We start from the raw sequence: 19,398 nt of genomic DNA on the forward strand, positions 1-19,398 counted from the left end.
TGTCATAGAATAGTCGAACAAGTGAGTTTTGTCGGTTGAGAAACGTCGATATGCTCAGATACAAAATCTAAAAAGGGAAAACAATGGCTGAAGAAACCATCTTTACAAAAATTATCAGCGGTGAATTAACATCAGATATGGTTTACCAAGATGACTTAGTGTCGGCTTTTCGTGATATTAACCCAAGAGCACCCAGCCATGTTCTCATCGTTCCTAATAAACTCATTCCTACCGTCAATGATGTGACAGAAGACGACGAATTGATGTTGGGGAGAATGTTTACTGTGGCGAGAAAAATTGCTCAACAAGAGGGTATCGCTGAAGATGGTTACCGCTTGATAGTGAACTGCAACGCGTACGGTGGGCAAGAAGTTTACCACATACACATGCATTTAGTTGGCGGTAGGCCACTTGGTCCCTTATTGGTTGGCTAAGCCGTTGTGTAGATTAACTGAGGTTAATGGTGGTTATGGCTTTGCGGTTTAGGAATAACCCGAAAAAAGCTTTGCAGATGGCCCTGATAAGCTCGTGTCTATTGACGTTGACGGCGTGCTCGAGCTTGTCGATGGGTAATTTGTTTAGTCATTATACGGCTCAGCATCAAAGCGTCTATCAGGATGTTAAACGCGGTGATTACCAAGCGGCGCTTAACGAACAGTCAAACCAAGCTATCGGCGGTGATATTCTTGACAATTTAGAGCTTGGGCGGATTGCTTGGCTAGCCGGCGACCCAGCGCAAAGTTTTACCGCCCTGCAAGCGGGTCAAAAGGCCGTTGAAAAGCAGCAAAACAAAGCGTTAATTTCGTTGAGCGATACCAGTGATAGCATCGCGGCTTTAGCAGTGAATGAGAATGTAAACGCGTATACACCGAGTGATTACGAGCTGGGTTTTTTGCATCTTTACTTAGGGCTTAATTACATCCAACGCAACGATCTCGAAGGGGCATTGGTTGAGATGCGCTTGGCGAACCAGGTGCAAGAAGAAGCTGAACGAGTTCGTCAGGCCTCGCTTTCAAAACAAAAAACAGCCTTATCAGAGCAAGGACTTTCAGCAAATATTGGGCAAGTGCTGGCCCGCTACCCCACGAGCGAAGGTCTGAGTGGGTATCAAAATGCGTATTTGTTTTTCCTGTCAGCGCTACTTTATCAAGCGCAAGGTAATAACAATGATGCTTATGTTGACTTAAAACGCGCTTTAGCGGTAGCGCCTACTAATCCACAAGTGATCGCACAAACCAAAGCGCTTGCTCAGTCTTTAGCCATTGAGGACGACCTCGATTTATTGCGCGCTTACTCACAACCGGTGACGCAATTAAAGGCGAATCAAGGCCGAGTGATCGTGATTGCGGAAAAAGGCACCGTTGAGGCTTTGCAAGGTTGGCAACTCAGTCTACCGATTTTATCGCGCAGTCAAGGTGTGAACTTATACTCGGTTGCATTGCCTTATTATCCGCAACAGAGAAACTCAGCGCCGATACAGGCCACACTGGGCAATCAATCCGTCGATTTTTCATTGTTGATGGATGTGAATACCATGGCGAATTACCATTTACGAGAGCGTTTGCCAAGTTTAGTTTTTCGTCAAATGATTCGCTTGATTGCCAAGACTCAAATTAGCCGTCAAGCTGGAAATGGCGGTTTTGGTTTGGCACTGAATGTGTGGAATGCACTAACAGAACAGCCCGACACACGAAGTTGGCAAACATTGCCCGCGGTGGTTTACAGCGCGAGTCAGGTTTTATCAGAGGGCAAGTATCCATTCTCTATTGCTGGACAAAGCTTTGACATCGATGTCAGTGCCGGAGAAACCTCGTTAGTGATTTTGTCAAATCAAGCAATGGGTGTGCATTTATTGCAAAAGAAATTAGGGAAAATTCAATGATGAAATGTGTTGTTGCTCTTGTTGGTCTTATCGCTCTTAGTGGGTGTGTTAATCACTCGACAGAAGGGATTAAAGTGGATGGCAGCCAACAACAAGTTATCTTTACCGATAGTGAACTGGCTCAAAATCTCAAGGTGCTTAAATTACAAAGCGTGAATGACCAAGAGAGACACTTAGCCAAAGTTTATCTTCACAATACATTTTCAAAAACACTGACATTAAACTACCGTTTTTATTGGTATGATGATAAAGGATTGGAAGTGAGCCAACGTTTATCGCCTTGGCAGCAGCAACGCATCGACAGCAATGAGGTTGTCGTGATCAGCGATACGTCACCGACCATACAAGGCACACAATTTCGAGTGCAGATTAAATAATGTTTATTACCTTGAAAGTATTAGGGAAATAATATGAAACTGAGAACGATAGGTTTACTTGGCGTAGCCATGTTAGCAGCAGGCTGTTCAACTGTGGTCAATTATGGCGACCCACAAGGGGTTGAAACCACGACTGCCGATTTTGGATCAACGGATTTGCAAACCATTGCCCGCGATATGGTCGACAGTATGTTGAGTTCAGGCTCTGTTTCTTATATCACTCACAATCAAAGACCGATTGTGTTTGTTGAACGCATTAAAAACAAAACCAGTGAACACATAGATACCGAATCCATTACGGATACCATTTCTACTAAACTTCTGAATTCCGGTAAGTTCCGTTTTGTTGATATGGGTAGAGTTGAGTCAGTTAGAAAACAGCTTAACTTTCAAAATAACGATGAGTTAGTCGATAAAAGATCCGCGATTGAATTTGGCCAGATGGTGGGGGCGCAATACATGCTCTATGGCAATTTATCGAGTATTGTTAAACAAGCCGGAAGTGACAAAGATGTCTACTACAAGATGACAATGCGACTGATGGATCTAAAAACCGGTTTAATTGAATGGGCCGATGAGAGTGAAATTCGCAAAGAACAATCGAAAAGTTTATTTGGTTTGTAAGCTTGAGCGATAAATTGAAAATCATGTTTTTATGCAACAATGCTTAAAGGGTTTGGTCCAGAGTTTAACTTGGCATCAGGCTCAATCTTGTGAGCCATCATTGCTTGATTTAGATGGCATTTTTTGCTCGCCCCCTATGAAAACAATGCCGCTAGGGGGCGGTTTGACCAACCAGTGTTGGTACATACAGTTAAAAAATGGGCTAGAATACGTTTGGCGACCGGTCAGTACAACGGCGTTTTTAGTGGGGATTAGCCGTGAGAAAGAAGCGCAGGTTCTGTCTTTTCTACAAGGTACTGAGCTTGCTCCTGCTCCGGTTTGGCGTTCCAAACACGGATTGCTCGTAGAATGGATTGCGGGAAAAAGGGTAGAGCAGATTTCACTTACCGAACTCACCCGTACTATGGTGTCGATTCATCGTTTACCCGCTCATTTAGAGCGTGCTAACCTCCCCACGCTTAATTTTGAACGGCTTGTCACACGCTACTGGAATACCATTCAAAATGGTCAGATTAAAGCGCGTATTGAGCCTATTTACCAGTTACTTCGTCGACCTCCTGATACTTTCTTGACCCAGGATTGTTTGTGTCATTTAGATCTTGGTGCGCACAATATGATCCAAACGCCTCAACAGTTTAAAGTGATCGACTGGGAATACTCGGCACTGGCTGATCCACGAATTGAACTGGCGCTAATTTGTATCAATCTCACTCACACCGAGGCAAAATGTGTAGTAAGTCAATATTGTCAAAGTTTGGGCTACCCTAAAGAGGCGCTGTGGTGGCAAAGCGTTTTAGCGTGGTTTCCACATGTGCGTTTAATGGTGTTACTTTGGTATATGATTGCCAACCAGCAAGACCTGAAAGCGCCTCACAACCCAGTGATTTTCGAGCTCATTACCCAGTTAGAGTCAAGATGAGTGGCGAACTTTACCAATGATATTTAATGGGGCCTTTTTGTACAGTTCACCAACTTGGTTAAGATAAACCTCGATGAATCAAGAAGTAAACTTGATATTTATCTGTAAATATTCTTTTTTTAAAATAAAAACGCTAAAAAGAAATGTTCTTAGGTGTTTTCGGTTGAAGTGTATGTTGGCTTAGTATGATTTTTTACAATAGAAGTCACTGTTTATATATGATTTTTTACAATTTTATACTTCTGCCTATGGATGGTGTTTGATTAATTGTTCCGGTGGATTTTTCAGCATGATTTATCTCATGGGTGTGAAATAACGGTTGATTGATCGCTTTTGCAGCCTATAATGATGCCGATAAAAGGTTTTTGGTTTCAACGAGCTAAAATTAATAACAAATGACCACGTCAAAGCACAACGTTGAGATCACAAAAGCGCATTGAACTGCGTAAAACCAACCCAATTTAGCAGTGTGAGATTCTCGGGCTGCAGACAGTTATTTTTGTATTTGTTGAGGTAATTATAGTGACGCGAATTATCGTAGTAGGTGGCGGTGCTGGGGGCAGTGAGCTAGCCACAAAATTAGGAAAGACTTTAGGGCGTAAAAAACGCGCTAGTATCACCTTAGTCGACAGAAATTCAAGCCATTTGTGGAAGCCACTGCTACACGAAGTAGCAACGGGCTCCATGGATGAAGGCGTTGACGCGTTAAGCTATCGCGCCCACGCTAAGAATCATTATTTTGATTTTCAGTTAGGTAGTTTATGTGATATCGATCGCGAGCGAAAAGTGATCGTGTTAGAAGAGCTACGCGATGATAATAACGAGTTGTTAATGCCTCGTCGCGAGTTGGAGTACGATATTTTGGTGCTTGCCATTGGTTCTACGTCAAACGACTTTAACACTGAAGGGGTTCGCGATAACTGTATTTTCTTAGACAGCCCTGAACAAGCGCACCGTTTCCGAAAAGAAATGAACAACCAGTTTTTAAAACTGCACGCGAAGCATGGTGAGGGTAAAGTAGACATTGCCATTGTCGGTGGTGGTGCTACTGGCGTTGAGCTTTCTGCCGAGCTACACAACGCGATTAAAGAACTGCACACTTATGGTTTTAAAGATTTAGACTCAAGCAAATTGAATGTCAATCTGATTGAAGCCGGTGAGCGCATTCTGCCAGCGTTGCCTCCGAGAATTTCGGGTGCGGCACACAACGAGTTAGTCAATCTCGGTGTTAACGTTCGCACTGCGACTATGGTGACCAAAGCAGAAAGTGACGGTTTGATCACCAAAGACGGTGAAAAAATTGAAGCGCAAATTATGGTATGGGCAGCCGGTATCAAAGCGCCAGACTTTATGAAAGACTTTGGCGGTCTAGAAACCAATCGCATCAACCAGTTGGTTGTTAAAAACACCTTACAAACCACTCGGGATGACGACATTTTCGTCATTGGTGATTTAGCTCAATGTACACAGGAAAATGGTAAATTTGTCCCGCCACGAGCACAAGCAGCGCATCAAATGGCAACTCAAGCGTACAAAAATATCATTGCTAAGCTAAACAATGGCCAACTTAAAGATTACGTTTACAAAGACCATGGTTCTTTAGTGTCATTAAGTAGTTTTACGACAGTTGGTAGCTTAATGGGGAATTTGACCAAAGGCTCAATGATGGTTGAAGGTCGTATGGCCAGAATGGTTTATATTTCTTTATATCGTATGCATCAAATGGCGTTACACGGATGGTTAAAGACCAGTTTGATGATGTTAGTAGGTCGTATAAACCGTTTACTCAGACCAAATCTAAAACTGCATTAATCAAATCAAATCAAATCAAATCAAAGCGGAGTGTCATCACTCCGTTTTTTATTCTTGATTGTATTTGTCTAATTTATTGTACAAGGTTTTAATACTGATCCCTAAGTCTTGTGCCGCTTCAGTTTTATTGCCTTCTTTCTCTTCAAGCGTTTTGATAATAACCGCTTTTTCAACCTCTTCGAGCGGCATCCCCAGAGGTACTGTTGGGGTATCTGTGGCACCGGTTTCCAGTGGTGGGGTATCAAAAATTAAATGTTCATCACCGATCACGTCATCGGCTAGAATCCAAGCTCTTTCGATGCAATGCTTTAACTCTCTGACATTGCCTGGCCAATTGTGCTGTTCAATTTTTTCGATGGCAGAAGGTAAGATTGATTTAATGGTTTGTTCTCCGGCGTTTCGGTGAGCAATAAAATGCTTTGCAAGACCAACAATGTCTTGCCCACGCTCTCGTAGTGGTGGAACAGAAATGGGAAATTGAGTCAAACGAAAATACAAGTCTTCACGGAGAAATTGTTCGTCTATGGCGGTTTGGGGATTTCGGTTAGACGCGGCAATGATACGGGTATCGGCATAGCGTATTTCTTGGCTGCCAACCGGGCGATATTCACCACTTTCTAATACCCTTAATAATTTTACCTGATGTTCTAGCGCCATTTCAGTAATTTCATCTAAGAAAAGCGTTCCGCCCTTCGCTTGCTCAAATACGCCTTCATGTTGGCGGTTGGCTCCAGTAAATGCTCCTTTTTGGTGGCCAAATAATTCACTATCAATAAGATCCGGTGCTATAGCACCACAGTTAATCGCGATAAAAGGCTGTTGATGACGATGGCTGGCGAGATGAAGTGTTTGTGCCACCAATTCTTTCCCTGAGCCACTTTCACCGACTATCAAAATGTTGGTATCTGTTTTTGCTACCCGACGAATGATGCGATACAAATCTCGCATCGGTTTGGATGAACCTACGAGCATACCATATTGATCCAATGAACTATGAACAATGGTTTCACCTTGGGCCTCTACTTCACTGTAGTAAACATAAGCATCTTCGAGGTTCTCAGATAAGGCATTTAAGCTCACTGGATGTCGGTAGTGAAAGATGGCCCCCTGAGTTAATAATTTTTCTAAATAGACGTTAGGATCTCCTGAACTGATAATGATTAATTCGCAGTTTTGTATGGATAATGTGCCCTTAAGGTTTTCATATTGCTTTTGGTTAAACGTTGTTATTTCAGCCACAACAACATTGGGTTGAAGGCGTACGACACTATCTAACCAGTTTTCATTCTGTTGGCGATGCTGTAATGAAAATTGTCCTACAACCGCAAGTTTTTGGACTTGAGCAGATAATTTAGGATCTTGAATATCAATAAACAGACTTGGTAACTTCATCAAGGTGCTACTCACATTATGTGTAAAGGACTTATTCATCCTATGCCAATTGAAAATAAGTGCAAACCATTATGTCGACATCGTGATTTTACTTGCTAAATCATGACAATGGATCTGGGGTGACCAGTTACTTAGTTAGATGGGTATTATGCCTGTATAAACTCGCTTTTAACCCTTAAATGTAAAGACGTAATCGCTAAAAAGAACATGTTTGGGATGATGTGGTATTTATCGTCAGTAATATTTACATCCAATGTATGTAAATCCTTCACTCGCTCTGTACTCAAGTGAATAAAATACGGTTTTACCAACTTGGTTAACAAGATATCAATATCTTAATCTGAGTTTATTGTTATTAACGAGTTGGCATGAACACTGCTTATCTTTAAAAGAATAGTAAAATGATAAGTGATTACTTAGTCAATACTACGAAAGGAGAGAAAAATGCGATTGATGACAATTAAGAAGCTAATTACTCTAATGGGTGTGACTGTATTTATTGCTGCGTGTAGTGAGCAAGGTCCGATGGAAGAAACGGGTGAGAAAGTGGATGAGGCTGTGACTGATACACAAAATGCGATAGAAGATAGCTGTGAAAATATTAAAGAAGATCTCAAAGCAGAAGACACAGATTGCTAATCTTATATGATCAACCGCCCAAGGTTAATGTTATGTTGATAGTAAAACGCCTCAAAAGTTATTTGGGGCGTTTTTTAATTCGACGATAAGCTTTATTATAAGTAATTTTTGATTTGATCAAGCTCAATTTGGATAGCAGCAAGCCAATAAGAGATTTTCTTTGCTAATTCCTTGTTTTCGATTGATGATATTAGGTATTTAAAATCACTAATTAATTTCTCAGTATGAATGATTAACTCATCAAAATCATGATAATAGTTAACGTTATCGATATGTTTAACAAAGAGGCTAACGGAAGAGAGTCCGATTAGTTCGACAGACAACTTTTTCTCCAATTGAATTAATCGTCCAATACTGCTTCCAATCGGAGTGTTTTTCATATGGAAATAACTCACACGACACATCTCACAATGCAGTAATGTATTTCTTGCCATCTCTGTGATCTGGTTTTCTTTCATATGAGTCTTTATATTTTCATCAAGAGTATTTTTTGTCATCTGATTACCGATATAGCACATTGCCACTTATAACTTAAGTACTAAGCATTTTTTATACCACTAATCTTTTTGTTAATTATTTGTTTTTTCTTCATTTGTTTTCTAAGGTGTTTTTACTGTGTAATTTTTACAAGAAGACTTCATATGATAGTGAAATAGTTACAGGTGCTAGGCTACATTATTCATTGAAAGTTTTATTTATTACCTGGCCATTCATTGCGTAATCCTGTATATCCAATGTTATCAAGGTGAGTGTGACCTATGAATTTTTATTTAACTGTTTGTTTTTAATTGCTTAATATGCATTGTTTATGTTTTTATTGTCGTTTTATTAATGATCTGAGCCATTCGTTTTTATTTTTTGAAAGGGTAGCGTGCTAGTTGGCATGGTTTTCGCTATCCTTAAAGTATCTACTATCTTAGGTAGTGACTCTGGAAATTATATAATGCTTATAAATAGTGTTTAGTGATTAGGCTGAAATTATTATTGAGTTTTTAATAAATTATAAATAATTTGGAGTCAGGAAAGATAAAACGATTAACAATGAATTTTTTATTTCTAACTAAGGAGTAAACCATGGCAACGGTAAGAAAATCTCAAAGTGAAAAGCAAGATATTGAAGCTTTAGAAGAGCAGGTTTATCACAAAGCTCAAGAAGCGGTTAAAGAAACCGTAGAATCAATGAAAGAGAATGCTCAGTTGAATGCTGAGGCCGGTAAAGAAGCACTCAAAAATGCTTCTGGTGCGGTTGAAAATACCATTAAAGAAAAGCCATTTGTGAGTCTGGGCTGTGCTTTTATTGCTGGTCTCGCCATTGCGAAAATTCTTAAGTAAGCCGAATCATAACGTTTAGGTGAACTTATGAAAGAAAAGCCAGACCATGACAGAGCCACTGAAGACAGTGGCTCTGCAGAACAATCTGAGCTACAAGAACTTCTCAATCTGTGTCTGGCTTTGCTCAGCAGCATTGATGACAGTAAGCGAAAAACGCTAAGGTGGCTCACTCATACCCGGTCTTTGTTTTTTCTTGAACTCAATACGGCGGTTATCGCCTTACAGCGTAAGCTATTTATTGCGCTTTTGGTGTTTTTCTTGACAATTATATTCATCGTTGGCATTTGCGTGCTGATCGGTGCAGTGTTTTATCAATGGTTTCCCTCGTTGCCCTTATCGGCGCTGGTCAGTGTCATGTGTCTAGGGATGTTTATTATCTCGTCAGTTTGCTACTTTCGTTATCTAGACCGGTTTATGGCGTTCAACAATACCAGAGAACAAATAAAACAAGGAGTCGACATTGTTTCTAAACGACAAAGTGAAAGCGATTAAATTCGAGCGAGAAAAAGGTCGTCAATTGCATAGGGATATGGCGATGTCTTTGCAAAAGATGCAGCTCGACAGTCAAAGGTTTTACCAGCGCTACCCTCTCATAGTGTTAACCTTAACTGGTGCTGGGTTAGTATTGCGAAAAAAATGGGGGGCGAAATTGTTGTCCCAAAGAGTGCTAAGTACGATGAAGCGTCTCTCCTCATTGGTGTAATATTGGCATCAAGCCAAGGGTGTTAAGTTTGGGAGAGCGCAAGCATATCCTCCGGTAACAAGCTAAATACCTCTCCATCGCAAGCGATGCCATCATAGAGATAACGATTTCTGGCCAACCCTTCATGCGTGGCACCACAAGACAGAATGAATTTGCGACTAATATGATTATTTGGATCAGAGTAAACTTCAATTCTGGTCAATTTCAGTGTGTTAAAACAAAAGTGACACAACGCCAAGAAAGCCTCTTTGCCTTTTCCTTGCCCCTGAAAAGCATCGGCAATCCAATAGCCAATGGACGCTGAGTTGTAAACAGGCGAGAGTTCGTTCAAGGCGACCATGCCAATCATCTTTTTATCGCATTGATGATAAACACCAAAACCAAAAGAGACGCCCTTTATCCACTGTAAATGATTGGCTAGGATAAAGTCGTGTGCTTGTGAGACGCTAAAGTTAAGATTTGCCCAATCAAACCAAGGGTAAAGAGAAGGGGAATGACAAACAAGTTGTGCTAATTCCGCCGCATCATCGCGGCGGGGCAACTGAAGAGATAAGTTGGTGCTGTGGATTTTAAAATCGGTGTGCACAACGGCTTATCAACAAGTGGTTAGAGGAGAGGTTGATTGAAGTCTCATTGAACTTTTCTCACTTGTATAATCATTCCCATGAGTGGATTGTCTAAGTAATGCGTTTCTGAACTGCGCATTCTTCTCACTTGATTCAGTCGATAAGACTTTAGAAAGTCAACTTTTTTTACGTTGGGTTTGATGTCCGCAAGGTGGCCTATTTCAACACCAGCATTATCAGAATTGTCATTAGTCAGTGGGGAATCAGACGTATTGACACGTACGGTTTTTACGCCGGGCTCTTTCAAATCTAGGCTGGTATCGAGATACAAATAATGTTGCACGTAAACCTGTAAAGTCCCGTCGAGTTCATAAAGTGGGCCACTGACCGGTGTTTCATTAAAGCCTTGAGCGGTGGTTTGTGCGCTTTTCGAGCTACCATCACTATTGAAGCGACTGGCAAAATTTTGACCGGCGAGAATTCGAAACTCTGGCGCGCTGCCTTTCCCTTGGTCACCTTGACGCCAAGCTTTGTGAAACAATACTTTAAAGCCGGAATGGTTTGCTATGCGACTGGCATCGTCATTGAGTTGGTACGATGAAGACGGCAATAACCTGACCCCTTTACTGTTGAGGTAGCTTTGATTGGAAAAAGTCGCTGCCCCTTGTTTGTTAATTGGTGCTAGATTGTTAGGCCAAGCTTCTTCAACTTGTGCTGGTGAGGTTGTGCGTTTAAATATGATCACTTCCACATCAAATTGTCTCTGTGCCCAGGTCGGCAAAGAAATGAAAAATAATAAAACTAAACTGAGCCGTTTCATATTGTCTCCGACATAGTGTTGCCAACGGTTGTGTTTCATGATGATACTGCCGATGGGATCCGGTTTTGTTGAAATTCTTCTAATTGTTGTTTAACAAATTGTAAGCGTTTGCGGCGATCCACTAAAGGTTGTGAAAACTTCAGTTTCGTTGGGCCATCCATCGCATAGATTTGTGATTTAGATTGCAATAGTGTAACCAGATAGGCTGGGTTTATGTCAGCGTCTGGATAAAACTCAATGAATCCACCTTTATCATAGGCTTCTATCCGCTTAATTTTAAGCTGTGCTGCGGTAATTTTTATTTCTGTAATGGCCAACAAATTCTTTGCTGCATCAGGTAATAGGCCAAAGCGATCGATGAGCTCTACTTTAATATCGGCTAATTCATCAAACTGCGCAATACTGGCAATGCGTTTATACATTGAAAGTCTCATATTCACATCGGGGACATAATCATCGGGCAGTAATGCTGGTAAACGCAACTCGACTTCCGTTTGTTGCTTAAGAAGCTCATCAAGGGAAGGCTCTTTGCCTTGTTTGAGTGACTCAACGGCCTCGTCAAGCATTTCCATATAAAGATTAAAGCCCACCGATTGAATTTGACCGCTTTGTTCGTCACCTAATAACTCACCGGCACCACGGATCTCTAAATCGTGGGTTGCTAGCGTAAAACCAGCGCCGAGATCTTCAAGTGATGCAATGGCTTCTAAGCGTTTTAACGCATCTTTAGTCAATGCTTTTGGTGGCGGGGTGAGTAAGTAGGCATAGGCTTGGTGATGCGAGCGTCCAACTCGTCCACGCAGTTGATGCAGCTGAGCCAGTCCAAGGTGATCGGCTCTGTCCATGATGATGGTGTTAGCCGAAGGAACATCAATACCAGTTTCAATAATGGTTGTGCACACCAGTAAGTTGAATTTTTGATGGTAGAAATCATTCATCACCTTTTCCAGTTCACGTTCACGCATTTGACCATGAGCAATCGTGACACGGGCCTCAGGGATTAGTTGGCTTAAATCTTGTGCGACTTTTTCAATGGTTTCGACTTGGTTGTGCAAAAAGTACACTTGGCCACCACGCATGATTTCTCTCAATATGGCTTCACGGATCACACTGTCATCACGTTCGCGAACAAAGGTTTTGATAGCCAAACGTCGAGCAGGAGGCGTTGCGATGATCGAAAGATCACGCATACCACTCATGGCCATATTGAGAGTACGAGGAATGGGGGTTGCCGTTAACGTGAGAATATCGACATCAGCGCGCATGGCTTTGACTTTTTCTTTTTGTCGCACCCCAAATCGGTGCTCCTCATCAACAATTAACAAGCCCAAGTCGGCAAAGCGCAACTCAGAAGATAACAGCTTATGCGTGCCGACCAAAATATCAACTTTGCCGTCAGCGACATCTTGTAAGATGACTTTTTGCTCTTTTGCTGATTTGAAGCGGGACAAGACTTCGACTCGTATCGGTAAATTGGCAAAACGGTCGCGAAAGTTTTCAAAGTGCTGTTGAGCCAACAAAGTTGTCGGGACTAAGACCGCGACTTGTTTGTTGTTATCGGTGGCAACAAACGCAGCGCGCATGGCGACTTCGGTTTTGCCAAAGCCGACATCACCACACACCAAGCGGTCCATGGCTTTGGCTTGGCACATATCCGAGAGCACTGCGTTAATCGCCATGGCTTGGTCATCGGTTTCCTCGTAAGGAAAAGTGGACTTAAATGTGGCATATTGGCCGCGGTCAAGCGCAAAGGCGTGCCCGGGTTTTAGCTCGCGTTTGGCGTAGACATCCAAAAGCTCTGCGGCAACATCGCGCACTTTTTCAGCGGCTCGGCGACGGGCTTTAGCCCATGCTTCACCACCGAGTTTGTGCAGCGGCGCTGATTCTTCAGCACCGCCGGAATAGCGACTGATGAGGTGCAGCGATGCCACCGGCACGTAGAGTTTTGCGTCATCTTGGTATTCGAGCGTGACGTATTCGGTTTTTAACCCGCCTGCCTCTAAGGTTTGTAGGCCGAGGTAGCGACCGATACCATGGTCGAGGTGAACCACAGGTTGGCCAGGTGTCAATTCGGCTAAATGGCGGATAACCGAATCCGTTGAAGTGTTTTTTTTCGCCTTTTTCCCTCTCGAGGAAACAATTCGCTCACCGAGTAAATCACTTTCACAGATCAGTAAATGTTGTGCACTGCCAAAGATGAACCCTTGTTCACTGCCACCCAAAATAATGTAAAAAGTCCCCTCATTTGCCAGGGCATTCTCAATGTTTTCTACCGGTTGAGGGCGAATTTTAACCGGTTGTAAAAGTTCAAGTAATGCTTCTCGCCTACCAGGGGATTCAACGGAGAAAATAATTTTTCCGCTTGGGTATTCCAATCGATGCTGTTCGATAAATTGTCGCAATGGCTCAAATGGCGCTTTGCTTTTCGCTTGTGATGCGATGTTAGGTAGCGGTTGAAAAGGCGCGTTTTGGCGGCCCGGTTTTTCTGTGATGGGCTCTTGATTTAATCTCAATTGATCAAAGCGTTTAAGATGGACAAACAACGCATCTTTATCAAGCCACAATTGATCCGGTGACAGTAGGGGTCTTAATGGGTCAATCTTTTTTTGTTCAAAACGGTATTGGACGTCCGAGAGAAAGACGTCTACGGCGTTTTCGACATCGCCAAACAGCAACAGTTGGCTGTTATCCGGAAAATAGTCAAATAAGGTCTCGGTTTGGTCAAAAAACAGTGGTTGCCAATATTCAATACCTGCGGGCCAAGTGCCTTTACTGACTTGCATATAGACGGATTCAGGTTCTCGACGCGCGTCAAATTGTGCTCGCCAGCGGATTCGAAACGCTTCTATCGCTTCATTGTTGGTGGGAAACTCATGAGCGGGCAGTAACTCAATTTGGTCAATTTCGTCGAAACTGCGTTGTGTTTCTGGGTCAAAGGTACGAATGGTATCGATTTCATTGTCAAAAAAATCAATTCGATAAGGATGTTGGCTTCCCATCGGAAAAAGGTCGAGTAACGAGCCCCGACTGGCGTATTCACCTGGGCCGAACACCTGTTCCACATGTCGGTAGCCAGCGTCAACCAATTGGCTTTTTAACGTTTCAAGTGGCCTTTCTTGCCCTCTTTTAACCATCAGAGTGTGCGTGAGCAAAAATGAGCGTGGCGATTGACGTTGTAATAAGGTCGTGACTGGGACTATGGTGATCCCCGAGGTTTGTTCCGGTAAGCGGTAAAGCTGTGCGATGCGCTCAGAGATTACGTCTTGGTGGGGCGAGAAGTTGTCATAAGGCAACGTTTCCCAATCGGGAAAAAGGGTGACCGGTGCATGGCTAAACTGGCGAGCCTCGTCTTGTAGGCGCTGCGCCGTTTGTACATCGGCGACCACGACCACGCTGTGGCCAGAGTAGTGGTTGGCAATGTCGGCAATCGCGAAGGCGGCTGAAGAGCCAGGCAATTGTCCTAGCTGTCTTTTATTGCCGGCACCCTGGTAGGCGGGCAATGCTGGTAAAATCGATTGGGTCATGGCGTTAGGTTTTACTTCTTTCAATGGCACGTTGACGTAAAAGACGCTGCTGCTGATGCAATGCAGCTTTTATTAGTAAATCTTCGTCTTGCTCTCGCAGGCAAACGTAGCGAGCACTGATGGCGAATGCCGATTCAGTGGCTTCACAACTCGAAACTTGAGCATAACAATAAATCGCAGCCGCGGGGTCATCAAGAAACAATTTAACTCGCAATGGCAAGCCAGGCTCTAAAGGCTGTTGCGCCGTGTATTTGATTCGACTGGCCCCGATCTCGGTTGTAAAATGGCGCAAGTGAGGGTCGTCTTGCGCGGTCAAGAGATAGTTGAGTAACAGATTCAGTTTCTCATTTTGAGCATCGAGCAAGGCGATTAGATGATTAAAATCGTTGTGAGACAAATCGTGTCGAGCCCGCTCGGACAATTTATCCAGCTGAGTAAACTGGCCGGCGACTAAGAAAGGGACAGGAATTTCACGTTCGAGATCATCAAGGCTCGGGAGCGGGTAATCCTCTGCTAAAGGTTCTATGTTGACGCTCAACCTGTGATGGACAGTAAAATATTCTTGGTCAGACATAGTTATCCTTTTATTGGCGTTTGCCGAAACGACGTTTCGCGGTTCGACCGGGTTTTGGGTTACCAACCATTAAGGGCGGCACTGAATAGGGTCGGGTAAAACCAGCGCCAGAGAGCAAAATGCGATAGACTGCCGTCATTTTTATTACCCTAGCTGAAAAATAATAATTATCAACAACTTCACAGAACAATCAAGTATCATTGCGTATTCGTACTCCGCAGTCGATAAATCGATCAATTTTAACGCACCCTGACGCAAACGACATTATATTGACAAATTATCACTACTACGAGGGTAAATTTCTCGTTAAAGTAGAGACTTAACTAGGCAACAGGTAGGAAAAATGTTCCGTCCACTTACACTGTTTATCGGTTTTCGTTACCTCAAAGGACGTTCAACGGATAAATTCAGCCGCTTTGTGACCATTATGTCAACGGCGGGCATTGGGATTGGCGTCTTGGCGTTGATTGCCGTCCTTTCGGTTATGAACGGTTTCGAACAGCAACTCAAACAACGTATCTTGGGAGTATTACCACAAGCGGTGATTTCTCAACAGGGGAACAAAACAGAGCAACAAGAGCAAGCTCCGCCGTGGATCCAACAACGCTCACCGGCGCGTCAACCTTTGCCATTAGTCAGAAGCGACGCCGTTATTCAAAGCGCCAGTCAATTATCTGCTGGGTATCTACTGGGTATCGAGCCAGGCAGTAATGACCCGATCGGAAATTATATGATGGTTGGTCAAGTGAGCAGCTTACAAGCAGGTGAGTATCGAGTGCTACTGGGTCAAAGATTGGCGCAGTCTTTGGCGGTCAATGTCGGTGATAAAGTGCGTTTGTTAGTGACCGATGCCAGTCAATACACGCCTTTTGGCCGGATTCCGAGTCAGCGAAATTTTACAGTCGCGGGTGTGTTTTCCACTGGTTCAGACGTTGATGGTCAACTCATGGTGACCAATATTGCAGATGCTGGTCGTTTACTGCATTTGAAATCGGGTTTTGTCACGGGTTGGCGTTTGTTTTTTGATGATCCTTTTGATGCGGTTGCGGCCGCTAACCAACCCGTTCTTTCCCAATGGCAGTGGCACGACTGGCGTGAGCAACGCGGTGAGTTATTTCAAGCGGTGAAAATGGAAAAAAATATGATGGGACTGATGCTAGGTCTTATCGTTTTTGTCGCCGCATTCAATATTATTTCGGCACTTATTATGGTCGTGATGGAAAAACAATCTGAAGTGGCGATTTTAAAAACCCAAGGTATGAAGCAAAGTCAGATTATGGCGATATTTATGTCTCAAGGCGCGTTGAGTGGCGTACTCGGTGCTTTAATCGGAGGCGTCCTGGGCGTGTTGATCACGATGAATTTAAACGCCATCTTGTCGGCAATGGGTATTGAGCTCTATCAGTTAGGCGGCGGGCTTCCGGTCGTTATCGCGCCTTTGCAGATTGTACTTGTTATTATTTTGGCAATTGTATTGAGTTTAGTTGCCACGCTTTATCCCGCTTACCGCGCATCATCGGTCAAACCTGCTGAGGCTCTTCGTTATGAATAAAATGACTTCTTTTTTACACTGCCGCCAATTGACTAAAGTTTATCAAGAAGGGCAGTTGAACACACAAGTCCTCGACCAAGTCGACTTTACCATGCAAGCAGGCGAGTGCGTTTCTATTGTTGGCTCTTCGGGTTCGGGGAAGAGTACCTTGCTTCATTTACTCGGTGCGTTAGATACCGCTACTTCAGGTGAAGTGGACTTTTTAGGGCAGCCTTTACTCAGTTTGAGCAGTAACAAACAAGCCCAGATCCGCAATAAACACTTGGGCTTTATTTATCAATTTCACCATTTACTAAGCGACTTCAGTGCCTTGGAAAATGTCGCTATGCCCTTGTTGATCGCCAATCAACATCCCAAGCAGGCCAAGCAAGCGGCGCTGGCACTACTCAAACGAGTGGGTTTGGAGCATCGCGCCCACCACAGACCTGCAGAATTATCCGGTGGCGAACGACAAAGGGTGGCCATTGCCAGAGCCTTGGTAAACAAACCCAGTTTGGTACTGGCCGATGAGCCAACCGGCAATTTAGACCATCATACTGCCTTGTCGATCTATCAACTGATGCGTGAGCTCAATCGTGAATCCAATACCGCTTTTTTAGTCGTCACCCATGATAATGAATTGGCAGAAAAAATGGATCGTACTTTAACCATGCAAGACGGTCGTTTAAACCGCCCTCAAGTGACACTTTCTGAGGAGGCCGTATGATCAACCGGTTAGCATGGCAAATTGGATTTCGTTTCAGTCGTGCCAAAGCTCGCCATAAGCTGGTGTCTTTTATTTCTGTTTCGTCAACCATTGGTATTGCAATCGGAGTCGCGGTGGTCATCATCGGTTTATCGGCAATGAATGGCTTTCAACACGAACTGGAAAAAAGGGTATTGTCGGTGATCCCGCACGCGGAATTAGAAGGGGTACAGGGGCCGATTGACAATTGGTCAACCGTGGTAAAAGAATCACAACAAGTGCCTCATATTGTCGCTGCTGCGCCCTATGTTCGTTTTACTGGGTTAGCTGAAAAGGGCACACAGCTCAAGGCGATTGAAATTCGTGGGGTTGATGCAAAGTTAGAGGAACGAGTATCCGACCTGGCCAAATTTATTGATAAGCCTGCCTGGAATAACTTTGTCGCAGGTCAACAACAAGTGATATTAGGTCAAGGTGTCGCTGAAAAACTCAAGGTGAAAAAAGGCGATTACATTACCCTTATGATCCCAAAAAATAATCACCAAGACCGAGTCGAAGCGCCGCAAAGGGTTCGAGTCCAAGTCTCAGGCCTTTTGCGCTTAGAAGGACAAATTGACCACAACCTTGCTTTGATCCCGCTAAAAGATGCTCAAGCTTATAATTCTCTGGGTCAAGGTGTCACCGGTGTTGCCTTAAGAACGACATCGCCACTGCAAGCGGATCAGATTGTCAGGCAAGTTGGTCATCATGTGAGCGCCTATGTTTATTTACGCACTTGGCAACAAAAGTTTGGTTTTTTGTATCGCGATATTCAAATGGTTCGAACCATCATGTACTTGGTTATGGTACTGGTGATTGGTGTGGCTTGTTTTAACATTGTCTCGACCTTGATGATGGCGGTCAAAGACCGGGCCAGTGACATTGCCATTTTGCGTACTATGGGTGCTCAAGACCGTTTGATTCGAACGGTTTTTACTTGCCAAGGTTTGTTGTCTGGATTGACTGGCAGCGTACTGGGCAGCGCGGTCGGCGTATTACTCGCCACGCAGTTGACAACCGTGATCCACGGACTCGAAACCATGATTGGCCATCGTTTTTTATCTGGCGATATTTATTTTGTCGATTTTTTACCGAGTCAAGTTCACGGTATCGATGTGGTCGTCGTTTGCATCACGGCGCTCATTTTAAGCTTGGTCGCGACCTGGTATCCTGCTCGCCGTGCCACGAATCTTAACCCCGCAACCGTATTAAGTGGTAAGTGATGGAGTGAAGAACACCAACGTCACTTCGTGGACTATCGATGAACAAATAATATGATGTAAACCTACAAAAAGAGCGCCTTCTCCCAAAGTCGGGAGTCAGGCGCTCTTTTTTGTTTGAGCTCAGCTAATTTAAAGAGAGAAGGAAAGGGAGGTTAGCTTAGCGTTTGATTTTGAGACGAAAGCGTCGTTTCTGCCAGTTTCTGACGACCGAGTATCGCCAAAAGCCCTGAATCACACAATAGCCCAGAATAGCGGCAATAGTGGCACATACCACACTGCCGAGCATCAAGGGAGGAGCGATGGAATGAAATTGTTCGTTGAGATAATGCCAAGACAATTCGAAATGAAAGTGTTGAGGTGGCTGTTGTAGCAGCCAAGCCCCTAGCTTGTAAGCACAGTAAAAAATAGGCGGCATGGTTATCGGGTTACTGACCCAGACTAAAGCGACGGATAATGGCAGATTCACGCCAAACAATACCGCGAGGCCGGCAGCCATAATCATTTGACTGGGTAAAGGGATAAAAGCCATGAACAAACCGACGGCAAAAGCACCCGAAGCAGAACGCCGATTGAGACACCACAAGTTGGGGTTGTATAGTAAGTTCCCGAAAATTTTGAGTGCTTTTTGCTTTTTTATGGTTTCAGGGTTAGGCAAAAATCGCTTAATTAATTTTTTTGGCATAGCTCAATTAACTTCATCGGCATAAAAAAAGGATGACATATGTTCACACTCAA

20 protein-coding genes are annotated in these 19,398 nt (G+C 43.6%); 12 read left to right on the forward strand and 8 right to left on the reverse strand.

Annotated elements, in window-relative coordinates; genetic code table 11:
• Window positions 1-83: 83 nt before the first annotated feature.
• From AB0763_RS05515 to AB0763_RS05540, 6 genes are all read left to right on the forward strand, one after another.
• Window positions 84-434 carry an HIT domain-containing protein gene (locus AB0763_RS05515; protein WP_306101735.1) on the forward strand — a complete coding sequence of 117 codons (351 nt, stop codon included), beginning with the start codon at window positions 84-86 and terminating at the stop codon, window positions 432-434.
• A gap of 77 nt (window positions 435-511) precedes the next feature.
• The gene (locus AB0763_RS05520; RefSeq protein ID WP_306101734.1) at window positions 512-1,882 is read left to right on the forward strand and encodes a COG3014 family protein; all 1,371 of its coding nucleotides are present in this window, start codon (window positions 512-514) and stop codon (window positions 1,880-1,882) included.
• Window positions 1,879-2,259 (forward strand): YcfL family protein, encoded by a 381-nt coding sequence (locus AB0763_RS05525; protein ID WP_306101733.1) that lies wholly within the window; start codon window positions 1,879-1,881, stop codon window positions 2,257-2,259. Before AB0763_RS05520 ends, AB0763_RS05525 begins: the two co-directional genes overlap by 4 nt.
• A 33-nt stretch (window positions 2,260-2,292) precedes the next feature.
• On the forward strand, window positions 2,293-2,883 hold the full coding sequence (gene lpoB / locus AB0763_RS05530) for a penicillin-binding protein activator LpoB (protein WP_306101732.1): 591 nt from the start codon (window positions 2,293-2,295) through the stop codon (window positions 2,881-2,883).
• 136 nt (window positions 2,884-3,019) lie between these two features.
• Window positions 3,020-3,802, forward strand: coding sequence for a phosphotransferase (locus tag AB0763_RS05535; protein WP_306101731.1), 783 nt, complete (start codon window positions 3,020-3,022; stop codon window positions 3,800-3,802).
• A gap of 522 nt (window positions 3,803-4,324) precedes the next feature.
• The gene (locus AB0763_RS05540) at window positions 4,325-5,614 is read left to right on the forward strand and encodes an NAD(P)/FAD-dependent oxidoreductase (protein WP_306101730.1); all 1,290 of its coding nucleotides are present in this window, start codon (window positions 4,325-4,327) and stop codon (window positions 5,612-5,614) included.
• Between the two features lie 48 nt (window positions 5,615-5,662).
• Here AB0763_RS05540 and AB0763_RS05545 read toward each other — a convergent pair whose 3' ends face one another.
• Complete coding sequence (locus AB0763_RS05545) at window positions 5,663-7,006, reverse strand: sigma-54-dependent Fis family transcriptional regulator (protein WP_306101729.1); 1,344 nt, start codon at window positions 7,004-7,006, stop codon at window positions 5,663-5,665.
• 453 nt (window positions 7,007-7,459) lie between these two features.
• Here AB0763_RS05545 and AB0763_RS05550 point away from each other — a divergent pair, with 453 nt between their 5' ends.
• Window positions 7,460-7,645, forward strand: a complete 186-nt coding sequence (locus AB0763_RS05550; RefSeq protein ID WP_306101760.1) for a hypothetical protein — start codon at window positions 7,460-7,462, stop codon at window positions 7,643-7,645.
• A gap of 95 nt (window positions 7,646-7,740) precedes the next feature.
• On the opposite strand, the gene AB0763_RS05555 is transcribed toward AB0763_RS05550, so the two are convergent.
• A complete protein-coding gene (locus tag AB0763_RS05555; protein WP_306101728.1) occupies window positions 7,741-8,142 on the reverse strand; it encodes a hypothetical protein in 402 nt (133 codons plus the stop codon).
• 577 nt (window positions 8,143-8,719) lie between these two features.
• On the opposite strand from AB0763_RS05555, the gene AB0763_RS05560 reads away from it, so the two are divergent.
• Together AB0763_RS05560 and AB0763_RS05565 are read left to right on the forward strand one after the other, a co-directional pair.
• Window positions 8,720-8,977: a hypothetical protein gene (locus tag AB0763_RS05560; protein WP_306101727.1), complete on the forward strand. Its 258-nt coding sequence runs from the start codon at window positions 8,720-8,722 to the stop codon at window positions 8,975-8,977.
• Window positions 8,978-9,004: 27 nt separating this feature from the next.
• Window positions 9,005-9,469 carry a hypothetical protein gene (locus AB0763_RS05565; protein WP_306101726.1) on the forward strand — a complete coding sequence of 155 codons (465 nt, stop codon included), beginning with the start codon at window positions 9,005-9,007 and terminating at the stop codon, window positions 9,467-9,469.
• A 233-nt stretch (window positions 9,470-9,702) separates the two neighbouring features.
• On the opposite strand, the gene AB0763_RS05570 is transcribed toward AB0763_RS05565, so the two are convergent.
• From AB0763_RS05570 to AB0763_RS05590, 5 genes are read right to left on the reverse strand one after another with little or no spacing between them, the layout of a single operon-like run.
• On the reverse strand, window positions 9,703-10,266 hold the full coding sequence (locus AB0763_RS05570) for a GNAT family N-acetyltransferase (protein ID WP_306101724.1): 564 nt from the start codon (window positions 10,264-10,266) through the stop codon (window positions 9,703-9,705).
• A 44-nt stretch (window positions 10,267-10,310) separates the two neighbouring features.
• On the reverse strand, window positions 10,311-11,066 hold the full coding sequence (locus AB0763_RS05575; protein ID WP_306101759.1) for a peptidoglycan binding protein CsiV: 756 nt from the start codon (window positions 11,064-11,066) through the stop codon (window positions 10,311-10,313).
• 35 nt (window positions 11,067-11,101) lie between these two features.
• Window positions 11,102-14,590: a transcription-repair coupling factor gene (gene mfd, locus AB0763_RS05580; RefSeq protein ID WP_306101723.1), complete on the reverse strand. Its 3,489-nt coding sequence runs from the start codon at window positions 14,588-14,590 to the stop codon at window positions 11,102-11,104.
• 4 nt (window positions 14,591-14,594) lie between these two features.
• The gene (locus AB0763_RS05585) at window positions 14,595-15,164 is read right to left on the reverse strand and encodes a PilZ domain-containing protein (protein ID WP_306101722.1); all 570 of its coding nucleotides are present in this window, start codon (window positions 15,162-15,164) and stop codon (window positions 14,595-14,597) included.
• A 10-nt stretch (window positions 15,165-15,174) separates the two neighbouring features.
• Complete coding sequence (locus AB0763_RS05590) at window positions 15,175-15,303, reverse strand: hypothetical protein (protein WP_306101721.1); 129 nt, start codon at window positions 15,301-15,303, stop codon at window positions 15,175-15,177.
• A gap of 204 nt (window positions 15,304-15,507) precedes the next feature.
• On the opposite strand from AB0763_RS05590, the gene lolC reads away from it, so the two are divergent.
• From lolC to lolE, 3 genes are read left to right on the forward strand one after another with little or no spacing between them, the layout of a single operon-like run.
• A complete protein-coding gene (lolC, locus tag AB0763_RS05595; RefSeq protein ID WP_306101720.1) occupies window positions 15,508-16,716 on the forward strand; it encodes a lipoprotein-releasing ABC transporter permease subunit LolC in 1,209 nt (402 codons plus the stop codon).
• Window position 16,717: 1 nt separating this feature from the next.
• Window positions 16,718-17,422: a lipoprotein-releasing ABC transporter ATP-binding protein LolD gene (gene lolD / locus AB0763_RS05600; RefSeq protein ID WP_306101758.1), complete on the forward strand. Its 705-nt coding sequence runs from the start codon at window positions 16,718-16,720 to the stop codon at window positions 17,420-17,422.
• Window positions 17,419-18,663, forward strand: coding sequence for a lipoprotein-releasing ABC transporter permease subunit LolE (lolE, locus tag AB0763_RS05605; protein WP_306101719.1), 1,245 nt, complete (start codon window positions 17,419-17,421; stop codon window positions 18,661-18,663). Before lolD ends, lolE begins: the two co-directional genes overlap by 4 nt.
• Window positions 18,664-18,820: 157 nt before the next feature.
• On the opposite strand, the gene AB0763_RS05610 is transcribed toward lolE, so the two are convergent.
• On the reverse strand, window positions 18,821-19,345 hold the full coding sequence (locus AB0763_RS05610) for a DUF2062 domain-containing protein (protein ID WP_306101718.1): 525 nt from the start codon (window positions 19,343-19,345) through the stop codon (window positions 18,821-18,823).
• Between the last annotated feature and the right edge of the window lie 53 nt (window positions 19,346-19,398).

This window comes from Vibrio sp. HB236076 (assembly GCF_040957575.1).
Lineage (GTDB): Bacteria > Pseudomonadota > Gammaproteobacteria > Enterobacterales > Vibrionaceae > Vibrio.